This is a genomic window from Brevundimonas sp. 01N35, from assembly GCF_056399785.1.
The window spans coordinates 62,086-81,545 of record NZ_JBFTRZ010000009.1 but is presented as its reverse complement, the minus strand read 5'-3'; the positions used below and the strand labels follow the sequence as shown (position 1 = coordinate 81,545).

Genomic DNA, 19,460 nt, shown 5'->3' with positions numbered 1-19,460 from the left:
ATGAGCGTCCTGAGCATCCGCGACCTCAACCTGTCGATCGGTCGGGTGCCGATCCTCAAGAACGTCAGCCTGTCCGTCGCCCCCGGCGAAATCCTCGGCCTGGTCGGCGAAAGCGGCTCGGGCAAGTCCATGACCGCGCTGGCGGTACTGGGCCTGACGCCGCCGCGCGCGACGATGACCGGCGAGATCCGCCTGAACGGCCAGCTCATCTCAGGCGCGTCCGACGCCGCCTTGCAAAAGGTGCGTGGCCGCGACGTCGGCATCATCTTCCAGGAGCCGATGACGGCCCTGAACCCCGTGATGACCATCGGCGATCAGGTCGCCGAGACGGTGCGCCTGCATAAGGGCGCGTCGCGCAAGCAAGCCCTCGCCGTCGCCCGCGCCGTGCTGGACCGGGTCGGACTGCCCGCCGAACGCTTCCCGCTGGGCCGCTTCCCGCACGAGTTGTCGGGCGGCCAGAGACAGCGCGTCGCCATCGCCATCGCCATCGCCCTGACGCCCAAGCTGCTGATCGCGGACGAGGCGACGACGGCGCTGGACGTGACGACGCAAGCCCAGGTGCTGGAGCTGCTGAAGCGGCTGGTGCGCGAGGACGGCATGGGCCTGATCCTGATCACCCACGACCTCGCTGTGGTGGCCGAGACCGCCGACCGGGTGGCGGTGATGAAGGACGGCGAACTGGTCGAAGAGGGCGATACCCGCCGCATCTTCACCGGCATGACCCACCCCTATTCGCAGCGGCTGCTGGCCAATGCGACCCACGCCCCGACGCGCAAAGCCGCCGTCCAGCACGACGCCGCGCCGGTGTTGCAGGTCGAGGGACTGGTGCGCGAATACGCCGGCGCGCGGCGCCTGTTCGGCAAGGCGGACGCCTTCCGCGCCGTGGACGAAGTCAGCCTGTCGATCCAGCCGGGCGAGAGCGTCGGTCTGGTCGGCGAGAGCGGCTGCGGCAAGTCCACCCTGCTGCGCGCCGTCCTGGCGCTGGAGACGCCGCAAGCGGGCCGGGTTCTAGTCCGCGGCCGCGACATCACGTCGGCCAAGGGCGCGGCGCTGAAGGCCATCCGTCGCGACATTCAGGTGGTGTTCCAGGACCCCTACGGCAGCTTCGATCCACGCTGGACCGTGGCGCGGCTGGTCGCAGAAAACTTCCATCTGCTGGACCAACAGCCCTCGCCCGCCGAGGCCCGTCGTCGCGTCGATCAGATGCTGGAACAGGTCGGCCTGCCCGCCTCGGCCGGCGACAAGTATCCGCATGAATTCTCGGGCGGTCAGCGCCAGCGCATCGCCATCGCCCGCGCCCTGATCACCGACCCGGCGGTCATCGCCCTGGACGAGGCAGTGTCGGCGCTGGACGTGTCGATCCGGGCGCAGATCCTCGACCTGCTGGCTGACCTGTCCAGCCGCCTGGGCGTGTCCTATCTGTTCGTCTCCCACGACCTGACCGTGGTGCGCGCCGTCACCGACCGGCTGCTGGTCATGCAGGCCGGGCGGATCGTGGAACAGGGCGACACCGCCGCCGTCTTCGCCGCCCCTTCGCACCCCTATACGCAGAAACTACTGGCGGCGACGCCGGATCTGGCCCGAAATATCGGCGCGCTCGACGCCGCGCATAAGGAGACCGTTCGATGAACCGCAGAACCCTGCTGGGCTCGGCCCTGATCGGCGGCGTCGCCTCGGCCGCTGGCGCGGCTTCTGCCGCCCCCAACACCGAGCAAGCCGCCGCGCCGCGCGCCAGCGGCCGCACCGGCCCGCTGAACCTGATCACAGATGTCGAAGGCATCAAGATCGGTCAGGCCCATGACGCGGGCGTCCGCACCGGCGTCACCGTCATCCTGGCCGAAAAGCCCGCCGTGGCCGCCGTGGACGTGCGCGGCGGTGGTCCCGCCGGACGCGAAACCGACGTGCTAAAGCCCGAAAATCTGGTGCAGGAGGTGGACGCCATCGTCCTGTCGGGCGGCTCGGTTTACGGCCTGGCCTCGGGCGACGGCATCGCCGCCTGGATGGGGATGCGCGGGCGCGGCTACGGCATGGGGGGCGCGCCCGGCGTGCCGCCCTCGCCCATCATCCCGACCGCCTGCCTCTATGATCTGGCCAATGGCGGGAACAAGAAGTGGGAGATGGACCCGCCCTATCGCCGTCTGGCCGTCGAAGCGTTGGAGGCCGCAGGCGACCGCTTCGATCTGGGCACCGCCGGGGCCGGCTATGGCGCAGAAGCCGGCGCGCTGAAGGGCGGCATCGGCTCGGCCTCGGCCCTGATGGCCAATGGCTGGACGGTCGGGGCCATCGTCGCTGTCAACAGCGTCGGGGCCGTGGTCGCCCCCAACGGCAAGACCTTCTGGGCCGCGCCGTTCGAGATCGGCGACGAGTTCGGCGGTCTGGGCTCGGCAGGGCTGGCGGCCTCGGCCGAGGACTGGGGCCTGTCGAAAGGCCGCGCTCGCCCGCGCGAGAACACCACCATCGCCTGCATCGCCACCGACGTGGCCCTGACGCGGGTGGAGTGTCAGCGGCTGGCCATCATGGCCCAGGACGGCATGGCCCGCGCCATCCGCCCCAGCCACGCGCCGTTCGACGGCGATACCCTGTTCTGCCTGTCTACTGGCAAGAAGCAGATCACCGACCCGGCCATGCGCCAGATCGCAGTGGCCCAACTGGGCAATGTCGCCGCCGACGTCCTGGCCCGCGCCATCGCGCGCGGCGTCTATCACGCTACCAACTACGAGGGTCGGACCGGCCAGACCTGGCGGGAGCTTTAAGCCAGCCCCGACCCTTCTCCCCTCGGGGGAGAAGGCAGCATGCGCAGCATGACGGATGAGGGGGGGTCGGCAGTACCTTAATGGCCGAAGGTCGAGAGGCAGCAAAACTCCCCCTCATCCGACCCGCTAACGCGGCCCACCTTCTCCCCCGGAGGGGAGAAGGGTTGATCGCATTTTACAGCCAGTCGTCGCTGCCGATCGGGGCGCCGGGGGGAATGGGCTGAACCGCCCGTTCGCCTTCGGTCAGCGCCTTCAGTCCCTCGACCGGGCCGGTCAGCAGTTCGGCCAGATAGGCGCACTGCGCCGTTTCCAGTCGGTCGCCGCGGCAGCGTTTCAGTTGTTCGCCGAAACGACGCGCGCCGTCGCGCACCACGCCCTGAGCCGTGGACGACAGGTCCTTGCCTTGAATCAGGGTGGCCAGATCGGCGGCGTAGCGGGCGCGCACGGCGCGGCGCAGTTCCATCTGGCGCGGGCTGAGGCCGACGCCGTTACCAAGCGTCGACGACACACGGTCCAGCACCTCGGGCAGGCCCAACTGACCCGCATCGCGGCGTTGCTGCTCCACCAGACGATTCAGGCGCTCGGGGGCCAGCAGGGATTCGAACACCACCTCGGACGCGGTCGCGGCCGCCGAGGACGGGTCGAACACGGCGTCCGTCTTGCCGGTGAACAGTTCGATCTCGGTCTGGCGGTCGGTATTGCCCGACTGGGCCGAGGACAGCAGGTCAATCAGCGGATCGCGCAGGTCGAGCACCTCGGGCGACAGGGCCTGCATCAGGGCGTCCAGCGCCGCGCGCTGACGGTCGGCGGGGACGACCAGGGCCGTCTCGGTCCCGTCGCCCTTGACGGCATAGCGATAGTCGACCCCGGCGATCAGCCGCGCCACCGCCGTCGTCTGATAGCGGTGATAGAGGTAGATGGGCACGATCACGCGCTGCAGGTCGGCCGCGGCCGCGCCATCGGGAATGTTGCCCAGGCCGAAGCGGTCCAGGGCGATCTTGCGCACCGCCATGACGTTGGCGAACTCGGCGACCGGGTCGGTCCCGTTGTCCCACATGGCGGCATAGGGCTGGGCGCCGCCCAGCGGCCGGGTGTCGGAATCCGCGACGAAGCGATAGCCGCGCGCCTGCCCGTCGGCGATCAGGGCCGCGCGTCGCGCCGCCTGGTCCTGCCCCGGCTTGGTCGCGCCATACAGCCAGTCGATGACGAAGTCGTCCCAGGCGCCGACGCCGGTCGTATAGGCCCGACTGAAGTCCAGCCGGTCGCCGTCCGCGATCACCCAGGGGGCGGGGTAATCCATCACCGAGGCTCGGTCGGCGAAGGTGCTCGCCGCGAAATTGTGGGCGAACCCGAGAGCGTGGCCGATCTCGTGCGCCGCGAGGTGGCGCAGGCGCTGATAGGCCAGACGGTCCGGGTCGTCCTCGCCGCCGGTGCCGCTCTTGTCGGCGCCGACCAGGCCTTCGAAGATCATCTTGTCCTGCCGGTCGCGCAGCGAGCCCAGTTGCACCACGCCCCGCACGATCTCGCCGGTGCGGGGATCGTTGACGCTGGTGCCGGTGGACCAGCCGCGCGTCTCGCGGTGGACCCAGGAGACGATGTTGTAGCGCGCATCCATCGGATGCGCCCCCTCGGGCAGAAGCTCGACCCGGAAGGCGTCGATGTAACCGGCCCGATCAAAGGCTTGGGCCCACCAGTTGCCGCCTTCAACGAGAGCCTGCTGAATGGCCGGAGGCGCCGCACGGTCGACGTAGAAGACGATGGGCTTCTTGACCGGCGAACGGACGGCGGTCGGATCGGTCTTCTCCAGCCGGAAGCGACGCGCCAGACGGCTGACCACCGGCTGATCCAGATCGGCGGCGAAGTCCGTCACCAGCACCTGGGCCGAGGCCCCCGCGCGCGGATCGTGCGGCGCTGTGATAAAGCCCTCGTCCGGCAGGCGGATGAAGGAGTGGCGCACGGCGATGGTGACCGAGCGGGCGTCGGGCGCGACGCGCGACAGCTCCATGCCCGGCTCGTCGCTGGTGAAGGTCTGGACGGTCTGGAACTCGACATTGTCGGGGAAGACCAGGGTCTGGTCGAGGTCCAGATAGCCCAGGGTCGGCGCCGGCTTGAAGGTCCCCTGCCGGCCGCGTTTCAAACGTCCGGCCGCGTTGACCGCGTCGCGCTCGAGGAAACCGGACAGGTCCACTGTCACCGAACCGTCGGGGTGAGTCTCGGCCACGTCAGCGGCCCAGATCACCGAGGGGGCGAAGGATGCGGCCACCGCATTCTGCTGATCCGCCCCGGCGCCGACGGCGCGGAAGCGGGTGTTCTCGAACCGGGCCAGAACGCGGTTGCCCACCTTCTGGAAGGCGACGATCTGGGTCTGGCCCAGACCCGAGCGGTCCAGCCCGACGCCGTCCATGCCCAGCCCCGCCGACAGGCCGGGCTGGTAGAGATAGCGGCCCAGCACGCCGCCTTCGCCGGGCGCAGGCAGGCGCACCAGAACCTTGCCCTTTTCGCGATCCAGCCGAACCCCGAACAGGCCTTCCTGGAAGGCCGCCGTCGCCGCGGGACGCGAGGCCCCCGCCTCGGCCATCACGGGCGCGGCGCCCGCGATCAGAACCAGGCCGGCGACGCTCGCCAACAGAACCTTGCGCAACATGGGCCGCCCCCGCGGATGACTGAGACTGAAACGCTTACTGGACGCCGAGCGCCAGGGCGTCGGGCCGACGCGTGTCGGCGGCGCCGAGGAATCGGTCGCCTTCGATCATGATGGACTGGGTGCTGCCCATTGTCATGGACGGGCGGACCGTGTGGCCGCGCGCCGTCAGCAGGCGTTCAACGTCGGGCGAGAAGCCGCCCTCCAGTTCCAGCGGGCTGTCGCCGCCGGCCTGATTGAGGCGCGGACGCATGGCGGCCTCGGCGATGTTCAACTGGTGGTCGATGACGTTGACGATCAGTTGCACCATGGTGGCGATGATATAGCCGCCGCCCGGCGTGCCGGTGACCAGCCAGGGCTTCTCGTCGTCGAAGACGATCATCGGCGTGATGGTCGAGCCCAGACGCTTGCCCGGCGCCGGCGAGTTCGGCTCGCCCCGCGTGCCCCACGAGAAGTTGTCGAGCGAGTTGTTCAGCAGCACCCCCGTCCCCGGCGCCGCGACGTGCGCGCCGTAGGAGTTGGACAGGGTGTAGGTGTTCGCCACCGCATTGCCGTGGGCGTCGGCCACCGAATAGTGGGTCGTGTCCTGGCTCTCATACGGATAGGGGTTGCCTTCGGGGATATCGGCGGCGTCCAGCGAACGGTCCATCGCGATCAGCTTGACCCGCTCGGCGGCGAATTCCTTGCTGGCCAGGCCGCGCGCCGGCGTCGTCCACTGCGGCGCGCCGCCGATCAGGCGACGGTCCGACGAGACGATCTTCATCGCTTCCGAGATCAGGTGCAGGCTGTCGACGCTGCCCCAGCGCAGGTCGCGCATGGGGAAATGCTCCAGCAGGTTCAGCCCCTCCGCGACGCTGACGCCCGAGGCGGTCGGCGGCATGTAGGCGATGCGATGGTCGCGATAGGTCGACCAGATCGGCGCCGAGACATCGGCGCGGTAATCGGCAAGATCCTTCTCGTCCATAATCCCGCCGCCGGCGCGGACGCCGGCGACGATCTTCTTGGCCAGTTCCCCACGATAGAAGGCGTCGGCTCCGCCCTGCTGCACCTGGCGCAGGCTCCAGGCCAACTGCGGCTGCTTGAACAGGTCGCCCGCGCGATAAGGCGTGCCGTCCGCCTTCAGATAGGCTTCGCGCGCGCCGGCGTCGGTCGCCAGAACGGTCGCGCGGCCTGCGGTGGCGTCGGCCTCGCCGTCCGACAGGATCACGCCGTCCTGGGCCAGCTTGACCGCAGGGGCCACGACCTGGGCCCAGGTCAGGGCGCCGAAGCGTTTGTGCGCCTCCCACATGCCCGCGACGGTGCCGGGCACGGCGACATTGCGGAAGCCCGAGGGCGCGCGCCGGTCGAATTTGCCGTTGTCGTCCAGCAGCAGGTCCGGCGTCGTCGCGCGCGGAGCCGTGCCGTAATAGTTGATGGCGACGTCCTGGGCCGGGCGATCCGCCGTCGCGGCCATGTGCACGATCATATAGCCGCCGCCGCCGATATTGCCGGCGCGCGGCAAGGCCACGGCTTCGGCGAAGGCCACGGCCACGGCGGCGTCCACGGCGTTGCCGCCCTGTTTCAGAATATCGACGCCGACCTGGGTCGCGATGGCGCTCTGGCTCACCACCATGCCGCCGCGACCAACGGTCGGGCTGTGGATCTGGCCGTAGTTGACGATGTCGCCGCCGCTGCCGACCGCGGGGCGCGTCTGAACCGGCGCCTGCTGCGCCATCACCGGCATCGCCATCAATAGGGCCGCTGAGGCGACCGCCAGAACCGTCATATGAGAACGCATCGCCACCCCGTCATATTTGAACTCGACCGGCGGACGCTCAGAAACGAGATTCCGTCTCCGCCCACCGTAAATATCGAAGCGAGAGCGATAGCATTGCCCAAACCGCAACAACAAGGGTGATTTCAGGTGATTATTGGGTCCAATATTCAAATAACGGCAATATTTTTTCTGCCACGGTTGACGTGGTCATTGTGTCCGTTTCTAGTTCTAAACGGGGTGGAATCTCCGGGCGCCGTCGAATCCAAGAGACGACCGGCGGATCGCGAAATCGCCTTTCCAAAAATCAAACACCGGCCGCCGCCGGACGAGCATCGAGGGGACTTCGGGCTCGATGATCAATAACTGGGGATGAAATGACCATGCGTGCAGCCTTCGCTCGTCGAAGCTTGAAGACGGCCATGTTGGCCACCACGGCGCTGTTCGGCGCCGCCACAGCCGCGGCCGCCCAGGACGCGCCGCAGCAAGACGCCACCCAGGTCGACGAAATTGTCGTCGTCGGCTCGCAGATTCGCGGCGCCAAAGTGACCGCCGCCCTGCCCGTGACCGTAGTCGGCGAGGAACAGATTCTGGCCTCGGCCGCCGTCTCGGGCGACGACCTGATCCGTTCGATCCCGCAGATGGGCGACGTCACCTTCAACTCCGCCTACCTGCCCGCCAGCTCGAACTCGGCGCGCGGCGACACCGGCTCGGTCAACCTGCGCGGCCTCGGCATCGGCAACACCCTGGTGCTGCTGAACGGCCGTCGCGTCGTCGGCCACCCGACCAGCCAGGCCAACGAGCATCTGGTCCCGGTCCTGACCTACAACACCAACGCCATTCCGGTGACCGGCCTGAAGCGTCTGGAAGTCCTGCGTGACGGCGCCGCCGCCATCTACGGCGCCGACGCCGTGGCCGGGGTGATCAACACCGTCCTGCGCGACGACCTGAACGGCCTGACCGTCTCGGCCCAGTATGGCGGCGCCGAGGGCACCGGCATGCGCGAGACCAATCTCAGCGCCTATGGCGGCCGCGACTTCTTCGACGGTCGGGGTAATCTGTCGGTCTTCGTGAACTACGACCAACGCACCGAGCTTTCGACCCTGGATCAGGACTACACGACGTCGCTGGACAAGCGCCCGCTGTTCGCCGGAACGGGCTATGAGAACAACACCACCCTGAACGGCCGCTCGTCGCTGACGCCCTGGGGCCTGTTCCGTCCGACGGGCGGCACGGTGAAACTGACTCCCGGCGGCGCCAATGTCACCGCCTTCACCATGCAGCCGTCCAGCTTCACGGGCTGCTCGGCGCCGGCGGCCAACGGCCTGTGCCTCAAGTCCGCCACGAGCACCGATGCGCGCCTCTACTCGGACTCGGCGGCCCAGGGCCTGACCGTCATGCCCGAGGTCGAACGCCTGAACGTGTTCCTGAACGGCAAGTACAAGCTGAACGACAGCATCGAGGCCTTCGGCGAGCTGGGCTATTACCAGGCTGAAACCACGGCCTGGCAGGCGCCCATCAGCACCCTGTCCTCGATCATCCTGACCATCCCCAAGGCCAGCTATTACAACCCGTTCGGCCCGATCACCTTCGCTAACGGATCGGTCAACCCGAACCGCCTGCCTGGAATCACCGCACCGGCCGGCGGCGTGGATCTTCAGCTCAGCGGCTATCGCTTCGACGACCTCGGCCCGATCGAGGTCAACGTCACCAACAAGCAGTATCGCGCCCTGGGCGGCCTGCGCGGCGAGTTCGCCGGTTGGGACTGGGAAAGCGCCCTGGTCTACTCCGAGGCCAGCGCCCTGGATATCAGCGACAACGTCTCGACCACCGCCCTGCAAAAGCAGCTCGCCCTGTCGACGCCCGACGCCTACAATCCGTTCAACGGCGGCGACCTGAACAACCTCAGCTTCGGCGACGGCACGCCCAGCAACAAGGCCGCGCTGGACGCCATCCGCGTCAAGATGCGCCGCTACACCGAAACCACTCTGGCCCTTTGGGACTTCAAGGTTTCGCGCCCTGACCTCTTCGCCCTGCCGGGCGGCGACCTCGGCATGGCTGCCGGGGTCGAGGCCCGCCGCGAGACTCAGCTGGACGACCGCGACCAGCGCATCGACGGAACCATCACCTTCACGGACGTCTCTGGCGCGGTTTACGGCGACCTGATCAACGGCTCGTTGAACCCGGACACCACGGGCGACCGCACTGTCTATTCGGCCTACGCCGAGCTGGCTGTGCCGATCGTCTCGCCGGAGATGAACATCCCGTTCGTGCACAATCTGGAAGCCCAGATCGCCGGCCGCTACGAGCACTATTCGGACTTCGGCGACATCGCCAAGCCCAAGGTCGCCGTGGCCTGGGACCTGGCCGAAGGTCTGCGCCTGCGCGGCTCGTGGGCTCAGGGCTTCCGCGCCCCGAACCTGGAACAGATCAACGCCACCGTGGTGACCCGTTCCAATTCGAGCACCGACTGGGCCTACTGCGAGGCCCTGACCCGTCGCGGCGCGATCACGGGCCTCAACAAGTGCGTCAGCCCCACCATCACCCCCGGCTTCTCGGACGCAAGCTCGGTCAACACCGCCCGCATCCGTCGCAACGTCGCCGAACAGCGCGCCGGCAACCCGAACCTGAAGCCGGAAGAGTCGGAAACCCTGTCGTTCGGCACGGTGATCCAGCCCGACTTCACGCCCGCCCAACTGGGCAACTTCACCTTCACCATCGACTGGTGGAACGTGAAGCAGACCGGCATGGTCGGCGTGTTCCGCGGCCAGAACGCCCTGACGCTGGACTACCTGCTGCGTAAGCAGGGCAGCTCCAACCCGAACGTGGTCCGCGCTGCGCCGACGCCGGAAGACGTCGCCATCTTCGCCGGCACCGGCATGCAGGCCGCCGGCGAGATCCTCTACGTCAAGGATCTCTACGACAACCTGCAGCCGCAGGAAGTCGAAGGCATCGACCTGGGCGTCATGTGGAACCTGCGCGGAACCAACATCGGCGACTTCAGCGTCAACCTGAACGCCTCGCACCTGCTGAAATATCATCTGGAGCCGTCGCCGGCCGTTCAGGCTCTGATGGACGCCAAGGCCAAGGGCGACATCGACGCGGCCGTCGCCTTCAGCGGCAGCGCCGGCGACCTGATCCGCGCCGGCGGCCGGCCCGAATGGAAGTGGTCGGCCTCGGCCACCTGGCGCTACGAGAACGTCACGGTCGGCGCCTACACCGCCTATACCGGCAGCGTTAAGCAGGACGGCCTGACCAACTCGGTCGGCGAGATCTGGACCGTCGATTCGCAGATCACGGCCAACCTCTATGGCGAGTATGAGTTCAACGACGGCCTTCTGGGCGGAACCGCCGTACGCCTCGGCGTCCGCAACCTGACCAACGAAGCCCCGCCGCTGGCCTCCGACGGCTACCTGGGCACCGTTTATCAGCCCTACGGCCGCTACTGGTACGCCAACATCCGCAAGTCGTTCTAACGGTCCTTGCTTCTAATCGGGGCGGAAGGCGAGCGATCGTCTTCCGCCCTTCTTTCTATCTTGATGCCTGTTTGTGGAGTTCCCGATGAAATCCGTCTCGATGCGCGTCCTCGCCGTCGCCGCTGCCCTGGCTGGCCTTGCCGCCCCAGTCGCCGCCGCCGAACTGTCGCCTCAGGCCCGCGCCCAGATCACCGCCACGGTCGATCACAACCAGGCCGCCCTGGACACCGCCGCGCTCGAAATCTGGAAGTTCGCAGAGCTGGGCTATCAGGAAACGCAGAGCACGGCCCTGCTGCAAGGCCAGCTGACCCAGGCGGGGTTCACGGTCACGCCCGGCGTGGCCCATGAGCCCACCGCCTTCATCGCCAGTTTCAAGAACGGCGCCGGCCCGGTCGTCGCCGTCCTGGCCGAGTATGACGCCCTGCCCGGCCTGTCGCAGACGATGAACCCGGTGCAGGAATCGGCGGGCGGTCACGCCGGCCACGGCTGCGGCCACAACCTGTTCGGCGCCGCCTCGGTTCATGCCGCCATCGCAGTCAAGGACTGGATGGTCGCCAACAACATCAAGGGCGAACTGCGCGTCTATGGCACGCCCGCCGAAGAAGGCGGCTCGGGCAAGGTCTATATGGTCCGCGACGGCCTGTTCAACGACGTCAACGTCGCCGTCCACTGGCACCCGGGCAACGTCAACAGCGCCCGCCAGGGCGACACCATGGCCAACGTCAGCGGCAAGTTCCGCTTCTACGGCGTCTCGTCCCACGCCGCCGCCGCGCCGGATCGCGGCCGCTCGGCCCTGGACGCGGTCGAGGCCATGAACGCCATGGTCAACCTGATGCGCGAGCACATCCCTGACCGCACCCGCATCCACTACGCCATCACCGACGGCGGCAAGGCGCCGAACGTCGTTCCCGCCTTCGCCGAGAGCTACTACTACGTCCGCCACACCGACCCGACCATCGTCCGCGACGTGCTGGAGCGTGTGAAAAAGGCCGCCGAGGGCGCGGCCATGGGCACCGGCACCCGGGTCGAGTTCGAAGCCATCGGCGGCGTCTATTCCATGCTGCCGAACGAGACCCTGATGAAGGTCATGGACCGCAACCTGCGCGCGGTCGGCGGCATCACCTGGACGCCCGAGGAAATCGCTCTGGCCACCGAGATCCAGAAGACCCTGCCGTCCAAGCCGGCGCTGTCCAGCGTCGGCGAGATCGAACCGGCGGTGATCGGCGGCGACTTCGGCGGCTCGACCGATGTGTCGGATGTCAGCTGGGTCGTGCCGACGGTGGGCCTGTCCACCGCCACCTTCGTTCCGGGTTCGGCTGGCCACAGCTGGCAGAACGTAGTGGCCGCTGGTTCGACCATCGGCCTGAAGGGCGCGCATCTCGCGGCCAAGACCCTGGCCCTGACCACCGCCGAACTGTTCCAGAGCCCTGAGACCGTCGCTACGGCCAAAACCGAGTTCGAACGCCGCCGTGGTCCCGACTTCAAATACGAAGCCCTGCTGGGCGATCGCACCCCGGCGCTCAACTACCGCGACTAGATCCGTCCTGGCCCACGGGCTCGTCCCCAGGGCCATTTCCTTCTTGCCGTCATCCCCGGGCTTGTCCCGGGGATCCAGACACTCAACCTTGGCTCGCCGCCCGCGCGCCTTGAGCTCAAACCTCGAGTCTATGGAGTCTCGGGCCAAGCCCGAGAATGACGGGAGAAGAAGACAGGCTGAGCGCTCCGAATTGGGGTCGCCATCCTAATGCCGCGCCCCAATCTCAGTGAATTCGCGGCCTTGCGCCCTTCCGCAAGCGCTTTTGCCCGCCGCCTTCCGCCCGTGCGTCATCATGCCCCTCCGTCAGCACTGCAGAGGGGATTTCAGACGATTCAGACGAATTGGACTCTGTTTTTCTAGCCGCCCGAAGCCTCTGACCTCGGCGGCGCCCGGCGCGCATGGGTGACTTGCTCATAGGCGTAGCCCAGCGACAGGATGCGGGCGTCGTCCCACTGGCCGCCGAGGAAGCTGAGACCCACCGGCATGCCCCGGTCCAAGCCCATCGGCACCGTCAGGTGCGGATAGCCCGCCACCGCCGCCAGCCGACTGGCCGAGCCCTTCATATCGTCATCGTCCTTGGGATCGTTGGTCCAGGCCCGCGAGGTCGTCGGCGCGATCAGGGCGACGACGCGGTGTTCGGCCATCATCCGGTCGATGCCGTCCGGCCCCGCCGCCCGCAGCGACTTCGCCCGCGCCTCGACATAGGCGGGTTCGGTCAGGCCGCCGGTCGCCTGCGCCCGTTCGAACAGATCCTGCCCGAACAGCACCGTCTCGCGCGGTTCGGCGGCGTTGAAGGCGATGACGTCGGCCAGCGTCCGGGTCTTCACCTGCATCGGGTCGGTCGAGGCCAGATAGGCGTTCAGATCGTGCTTCAACTCGGTCAGCAGGACCGTCAGCTCCCAGCCGCCGATGGCGCGCATGTCGGCCGGTCCCTGCTCGATCTCGACGACTTCGGCCCCGGCGGCGCGCAGGGCGGCCAGCGCCTTGTCGAACTCCGCCCGCGTCTCCTCGGAATAGTTCGGCAGCAGGAAACGCATGACGCCGATCCGCGCGCCGCTCAGGCTGCCGGCGTCGAGGGCGGCGCGATAATCGACCTTGCGAGCATCCGCCTCGACCGTGGCCGGGTCGGCGAGGTCGGACCCGGCGAGGACGGTCAGGACGATAGCCGCGTCCTCGACCGTCCTGGCAATGGGGCCGGCAGTGTCCTGAGAGTGGCTGATCGGAATGACGTGGGTGCGACTGACCAGGCCCACGGTCGGCTTGAACCCGACCACGCCGTTGACCGACGCCGGACAGGTGATCGACCCATCCGTCTCCGTGCCGATGGCGACCGGGGCCAGGCCGATGGCCACCGCCACGGCGCTGCCCGAGGATGACCCACAGGGCGTCCGCTCCGGGTCATGGGGATTGCGCGTCTGGCCGCCGACCGCGCTCCAGCCGCTGATGGACTGCGACGAGCGGATGTTGGCCCACTCCGAAAGATTGGTCTTGCCCAGGATCACCGCGCCCGCGTCTCGCAGCCGCGCGACCAGCGGCGCGTCGCGGCCCGGCGCGTTGTCGGCCAGGGCCAGGGAACCCGCCGTGGTAGGCATGTCGCGGGTCTCGATATTGTCCTTCAGGAGAACAGGGAGGCCTCTGAGGGGGCCGCGTGGGCGCGGCGCCTTTCCCTCCATCAGCGACGGCGCGACGACAATGACCGCCGCGGGCGGCCCCGGCACGGTCTGATCGGCGCTCAACGTCACCTCTATCGCCCCGGTCAGGGCGGCATGCGAGGGGTAGAGGCCGTCAACGACCGCAGCAGCGGTCGGAGGCTGGAATATCCGGCCTCCGTTGTCGCCCTCGAGGGTCCAGGTGCCGTCGCCGTTCGGCGTGGCGCAGGCCGTCAGCGCCAGGGCGCTGACGGCGGCGACGATCAGTCCGCCTTTGCGGGCGCCCGCGTGCCAATCGTGCGGTCGAGGAAGTCCAGATAGGTGCGCCACAGGTGAAGCTGCCTTTCGTTGCCGCGCACGCCGTGACGCTGACCCGGATAGAGCATGGTCTCGAAGGGGATGCTCTTTTCCTGCAGCGCGTTCAGCACCCGCGTGGTGTTTTCGAAGATGACGTTGTCGTCGGCCATGCCGTGCAGCAGCAGCAGACGTCCGGTCAGATGGTCGAGGCGGCCCAGAACGTCGGACGCGGCATAGCCTTCCACATTGGCCTGCGGCGTTGACATGTAGCGCTCGGTATAGGCCGTGTCGTAGAGGCCCCATTGCGTCGGCGGAGCGCCGGCCAGGGCCGAGGCCAGACCCATCTTGGGCTCGGTCAGGGCCATCAGGCTCATGAAGCCGCCGTAGGACCAGCCCATCATGGCGATGCGGCTGTCGTCGACGTAGGGCAGCGACCGCAAATAGTCGGCGGCGATGACCTGATCCTCGATCTCGGGCTGGCCCATCTTCAGATAGAGGGCCTGTTTGAAGGCGGCCGAACGGTCGCCCTCGCCACGGTTGTCCAGGCGGAAGATGATGTATCCCGCCTCGGTCAGAAGCTGGTTGGTCGCGCCCTGCCAGCCGTTCTTCACCCCGCCGGCCGAGGGGCCGCCGTAAACCTGCATGACGACCGGATAGGTCTTGGACGGATCAAAGTCCGGCGGCGTCGTCATCTGCCACATCAGGCTCTGGCCGTGGCTTTGCAGCGTGCCGAAGGTCGGCTTCTGCTGGCGCTGGGCATAGGGCCAGAAGGGATGGCCGGGCTGGAGTTTGTTCTCCTCGATCCAGCGCACGCGCTTGCCGTCGATCCCATAGAGGGCCGACTGCGGCGGCGTGTTCACGTCAGTGTAATTGCCGACATAGGCCGTGCCGGTGCCGTTGACCGAGGCGCTCCACCAGCCGCCGCGCGGGGTGATCTCGACCGGCGCGACCGGCCGCTTCAGGCTGGCGCGGAACAGTTGCTGCTCGATGGGATATTCCTTCCCGTCGCGCATGGAGGCGGTGAAGAAGACCTCGCCCGTCGCCTCGTTGACGCCTTCCAGCGCCTTGACCGGATAGTCGCCGCGCGTGATCGCGCGCAGACGACGGCCGTCCTTGTTGTAGACATAAAGGTGTTTCCAGCCGCTCTCTTCCGACGACCAGATAAAGTCGCCGTTCTTCAGCGCCTTGAAGTCGTGGCTCAGCGGCACCCAGGCGTCCGAGCGCTGGCTGGCGATGACGCGGCTGACGCCGGTCACGGGATCGACGCTCAGCAGGTCCAGGGTCTTCTGGTCGCGCGACAGGCGCTGGACGAACAGGGTCCGCCCGTCCTTGGCCCAGTCGACGCGCGCCAGATAGACGTCGGCGTTGGCGCCCAGGTCGACCTTGACCCGACGGCCCGCCTGCACGTCCTGAACATACAGCTCGACCACGGCGTTGGGACGGCCCGCGCGGGGATAGCGCTGCTGCGTCACCGAGGCGCCGCCGCCGGTGATGTCCAGGCGCGGAATGATATCCACCTGCGTCTCGTCGGTGCGTTGCAGGGCGATGAAACGCTCGTCCGGGCTCCACCAGTAGCCGGTGTCGCGGTCCAGTTCTTCCTGGGCGATGAACTCGGCCGTGGCCCAGGTGATCAGGCCGTCGCCGTCCGTCGTGATCGCCTGCTCGGCGCCCGAGGCCAGGTTGAGGATGACCAGATCCTGATCGCGCACGAAGCTGACATAGGCGCCCTTGGGCGAGACCTTGGCGTCGATCTCATCCGCCGCCGTCTGGGTCAGGCGACGCACGCTGCCGTCGGCGCGGTTGGCCAGGAAGACGTCGCCTTCCAGCGGGGCCAGGATGTAGCGGCCCTGCTCGTCCCACGAATATTCAACCACGCCGCGCTGCGAAATCCGCATCCGCTCGCGCCGCGCCTTCTCGGCCTCGGACAGCTCGCCTGCGTCAGGGACCAGGGCGCGAGCGTCGATCAGTTTGAACGGCTCGCCGCCGGCGACCGGCGCGGCCCACAGGTCCAGCACGTCCACGTCGTCGGGCCGCGAACGCAGGAAGGCGACCAGTTCGCCGTCCGGCGACAGGCTGACGCCGCGCGCCACCGGCCCGGACAGGGACGGATTGGCGAAGACCCGCTCGACCGTCAGAATCGAGGACGCCGGCGCGGTCGCGGCGAGCGGGGCTGCCGGCTGCGGTGCGGATTGGGCGAAGGCCGAAGTCGCGGCCATCAGGATCGTCGAGGCGAGAAGTAATGTGCGCATAGCGGCGAAGCTAGAGGCGGAATCTTCTGTCGTCATCTGTAATTCTCGCGCCCCTGCGACGCCCGCGAGCCTTTCGCAAACCGCTCCGACCGCCTAGTTAGGCGCCATGACCGACGCTCCCCTCGCCGCGCCTCCCGTCAAGGCCAGCCCTTTCCACAATCTGGAAGTCCTGTGGGTCCGCCACTGGACCGACCAGTTGTTCAGCTTCGCCCTGAAACGACCCGAGGATTTCCGTTTCCGCTCGGGCGAATTCGTCATGATCGGCCTGCCGGGCGAAGCCGAAGAAGGACCGGGGGCAAAGCCTGTCCTGCGCGCCTACTCCATCGCCAGCCCCTTCTGGGCCGAAGAGCTGGAGTTCTTCTCGATCAAGGTCGCCGATGGCCCCCTGACCTCGCGCCTGCAGAAGATCCAGCCGGGCGATAGCGTCCTGATGGGCAAGAAGCCGACCGGCACATTGGTGCTGGACGCCCTGACCGGCGGCGAGCGTCTGTGGCTGATCGGCACGGGCACCGGCCTGGCCCCCTGGCTGTCGGTGGCGCGTGACCCCGACACCTATTCGCGCTTCAAACAGGTCATCGTCTGCCACACGGTGCGCAATGTCGCCGACCTGGCCTACCGCGACTTCTTCACCCACGAGATTCACGAGGACCCGCTGATCGGCGACGAGGCCAAGGCCCAGTTGACCTATTATCCGACGGTGACCCGCGAGCGGTTCGAGACCCATGGCCGGATCACCGACCGCATCAAATCGGGCGACGTCTTCGCCGACCTGCAACTGCCCATCGGCTTCTCGCCCAACAGCGACCGCGTCATGCTGTGCGGCTCGATGGCGATGATCAAGGAGACCGGCGAACTGCTGGAATCCTACGGCCTGAAAGAAGGCTCGAACGCCGAACCCGGCGACTATGTTCTGGAGCGCGCCTTTGTCGGCTGACCTGATGACTTCTCCCGCCGCCGTATCCATCGACGAGCGCAAGGCGCCCGAGGATTGCCAGACCATGGTCGATGTGCGTCAGGGCGTCGACGCCCTGGACCGGGCGCTGGTGACCCTGCTGGCCGAACGCCAGCGCTACATGGACGCCGCCGCCCGCATCAAGCCGAACCGCGACGCCGTCTTCGACCAGGCCCGCATCGACGACGTGGTGGCCAAGGTGCTGGCTGCCGCCAAGCCCGCCGGCCTGTCGGCGGACATCGCCGAGCCGGTCTGGCGCCTACTGATCGACCGCTGCATCGCCCACGAGTTCGTCAAATACGACCAGACGCGGGGGTAAATCCCTTCTCCCCTTGCGGGAGAAGGAAAATCTCACCCCTTCAGGCTTCTCAGCATCAGTTCGTGGCGATAGGCGGCGACGTCGGTCAGGGCCGCGTCGAGCGCCGTCCTGACCCGCTCCAGACCCGCCGGGGCCGACGCCTGCTCCCCGTGCTCGACCTCGGCGCAGAGCGCTGCCAGATCGCGCGCGCCGATGCCGGCGCTCGCCCCGCGTATGGTGTGGACGGCATCGCGCCAGCCCTCTGACGAGGCGTCCAGCAGGGACGACCACAGGGCGGCCTGCTGGGCGAACAGGCCCAGCACCTCCTCGGTGATGTCGTCCATGCCGCCGGTCATGGTCTCGAGGACGGTGAAATCCACCGCCCCCGTCAGATCACGCCGCGCCAATCAGGCCTCCGGGCTCTTGGCCAGACGCGCGTTCTTCGACGACCACAGCAGGTAGATGGCCAGACCGAACAGGTTCCACAGCAGGAAATAGAGCTGGGTCGAGGTCTTCAGGCTGAAGAAGAAGATGATGCAGCCGACGATGGCGATGCCGCCCACCAGCCACCACAGGGGCGTCTTGAACGGACGCCGGCGGCCCGGCTCGCGCAGACGCAGGACAATCAGGCTGACCCCGACGGCGAAGAAGGCCATCAGGGTGCCGGCATTGGCCAGCGACGCCAGTTCGTCCAGCCGCATGATGCCCGCCAGGATGGCGACGACGATGGCGGTGAAGATGGTGACCACGGCGGGCACGCCGCGCGTCGAGATCTTCGCCAGCCGGTTAGGCAGCAGGCCGTCGCGGGCCATGCCCAGGAAGATGCGGCTCTGGCCGAACAGGAAGGCCAGCAGGACGGTCGGCAGGGCGACCACTGCGGCCGCCGCGATCCACTGGGCCGCCACGCCCTGGCCCAGGCCGCGCATGATCAGGGCCAGAGGTTCGGGGCTGTCTGAGAAGGAAGCCACCGGCGCCGCGCCGATGGCCGCCGCCGCGACGACGATATAGAGGATGGTGCAGATCACCATGGAGCCGATGATGCCGATAGCCAGGTCGCGCTCGGGCTTCTTGGTCTCTTCGGCCGCCGTGGCGATGGCGTCAAAACCGTAGAAGGCGAAGAAGATGATGGCCGCCGCCGCCATCACCCCTGTCTGAACGAAGGGCGCGCCGAAGCCGTGCGGCATGAAGGGCGTGAAGTTGGCGGCGTCAAAGCGCGGCAGGGCGATGGCCACAAAGGCGACCAGGGCCGAAATCTTGACCACCACCAGCACGACGTTCAGCGTCGCGCTCTCGCGCGTGCCCAGCAGCAGCAGGCCGGTCACCACGGCGATGATGAAGACCGCCGGCAGGTTGATCAGACCGCCCTCGACGTGCGGGCCGACCGTCAGGGCCAGCGGCAGGTCCAGACCCAGACCGTGCAGGAAGGGAATGGCGTAACCCGACCAGCCCACGGCCACCGCCGAGACGACCAGCGAATACTCGAGGATCAGGCTCCACCCCACGACCCAGGCGAAGGCCTCGCCCAGCACGGCGTAGGAATAGGTGTAGGCGCTGCCCGAGGCGGGCATGACCGTGGATAGCTCGGCGTAGGCCAGGGCCGCGCAGGCGCAAACCAGGCCGGCAAGGGCGAAGCTGATCAGAACCGCCGGCCCCGCCAGACCGGCGCCGACGCCGATCAGGGTCAGGATGCCGGTGCCGACGATGGCGCCGACGCCCAGCGCCATCAGGTGCGGCCAACTCAGCGTCTTCTTCAGCGCAGGGCCTGTGTGCGGGGCTAGCATCGCATCGATCGACCGCCGACGGTTCCAGAACGCCATATGTAGATTTCCCCAAGGCCGCGTCTGTCGGCGGCTGA

The 19,460-nt window shown here is 67.9% G+C and carries 12 protein-coding genes; 6 read left to right on the top strand and 6 right to left on the bottom strand.

Translation table 11 applies throughout. From position 1 onward, the window contains the following. Entirely contained in the window at positions 1-1,629 is a 1,629-nt protein-coding gene (locus AC1DJ5_RS10925) for an ABC transporter ATP-binding protein (RefSeq protein ID WP_441455532.1), read from the top strand. Then, entirely contained in the window at positions 1,626-2,753 is a 1,128-nt protein-coding gene (locus AC1DJ5_RS10920; RefSeq protein WP_477020603.1) for a P1 family peptidase, read from the top strand. Before AC1DJ5_RS10925 ends, AC1DJ5_RS10920 begins: the two co-directional genes overlap by 4 nt. Positions 2,754-2,928: 175 nt before the next feature. Here the strand turns inward: AC1DJ5_RS10920 and AC1DJ5_RS10915 are convergent, their stop codons facing one another. Further along, on the bottom strand, positions 2,929-5,397 hold the full coding sequence (locus tag AC1DJ5_RS10915; RefSeq protein WP_477020602.1) for a zinc-dependent metalloprotease: 2,469 nt from the start codon (positions 5,395-5,397) through the stop codon (positions 2,929-2,931). Positions 5,398-5,431: 34 nt separating this feature from the next. Further along, positions 5,432-7,171 (bottom strand): gamma-glutamyltransferase, encoded by a 1,740-nt coding sequence (ggt, locus tag AC1DJ5_RS10910; protein ID WP_441455527.1) that lies wholly within the window; start codon positions 7,169-7,171, stop codon positions 5,432-5,434. 359 nt (positions 7,172-7,530) lie between these two features. Between ggt and AC1DJ5_RS10905 the strand changes: the two genes are divergently transcribed. Next, positions 7,531-10,623, top strand: a complete 3,093-nt coding sequence (locus AC1DJ5_RS10905; RefSeq protein WP_477020601.1) for a TonB-dependent receptor domain-containing protein — start codon at positions 7,531-7,533, stop codon at positions 10,621-10,623. Positions 10,624-10,708: 85 nt separating this feature from the next. Further along, positions 10,709-12,160 carry an amidohydrolase gene (locus AC1DJ5_RS10900; protein WP_477020600.1) on the top strand — a complete coding sequence of 484 codons (1,452 nt, stop codon included), beginning with the start codon at positions 10,709-10,711 and terminating at the stop codon, positions 12,158-12,160. 356 nt (positions 12,161-12,516) lie between these two features. On the opposite strand, the gene AC1DJ5_RS10895 is transcribed toward AC1DJ5_RS10900, so the two are convergent. Continuing rightward, positions 12,517-13,833 carry an amidase gene (locus tag AC1DJ5_RS10895; RefSeq protein ID WP_477020636.1) on the bottom strand — a complete coding sequence of 439 codons (1,317 nt, stop codon included), beginning with the start codon at positions 13,831-13,833 and terminating at the stop codon, positions 12,517-12,519. A 239-nt stretch (positions 13,834-14,072) separates the two neighbouring features. After that, positions 14,073-16,391: a S9 family peptidase gene (locus tag AC1DJ5_RS10890; RefSeq protein WP_477020599.1), complete on the bottom strand. Its 2,319-nt coding sequence runs from the start codon at positions 16,389-16,391 to the stop codon at positions 14,073-14,075. A gap of 70 nt (positions 16,392-16,461) precedes the next feature. On the opposite strand from AC1DJ5_RS10890, the gene AC1DJ5_RS10885 reads away from it, so the two are divergent. Both AC1DJ5_RS10885 and AC1DJ5_RS10880 read left to right on the top strand, forming a co-directional pair. Beyond that, on the top strand, positions 16,462-17,289 hold the full coding sequence (locus AC1DJ5_RS10885; RefSeq protein ID WP_477020598.1) for a ferredoxin--NADP reductase: 828 nt from the start codon (positions 16,462-16,464) through the stop codon (positions 17,287-17,289). A 4-nt stretch (positions 17,290-17,293) separates the two neighbouring features. Next, entirely contained in the window at positions 17,294-17,626 is a 333-nt protein-coding gene (locus AC1DJ5_RS10880) for a chorismate mutase (RefSeq protein WP_477020597.1), read from the top strand. Positions 17,627-17,658: 32 nt separating this feature from the next. Here the strand turns inward: AC1DJ5_RS10880 and AC1DJ5_RS10875 are convergent, their stop codons facing one another. Beyond that, positions 17,659-18,012: an Hpt domain-containing protein gene (locus AC1DJ5_RS10875; protein WP_477020596.1), complete on the bottom strand. Its 354-nt coding sequence runs from the start codon at positions 18,010-18,012 to the stop codon at positions 17,659-17,661. Next, a complete protein-coding gene (locus tag AC1DJ5_RS10870; RefSeq protein WP_477020595.1) occupies positions 18,013-19,422 on the bottom strand; it encodes an amino acid permease in 1,410 nt (469 codons plus the stop codon). Between the last annotated feature and the right edge of the window lie 38 nt (positions 19,423-19,460).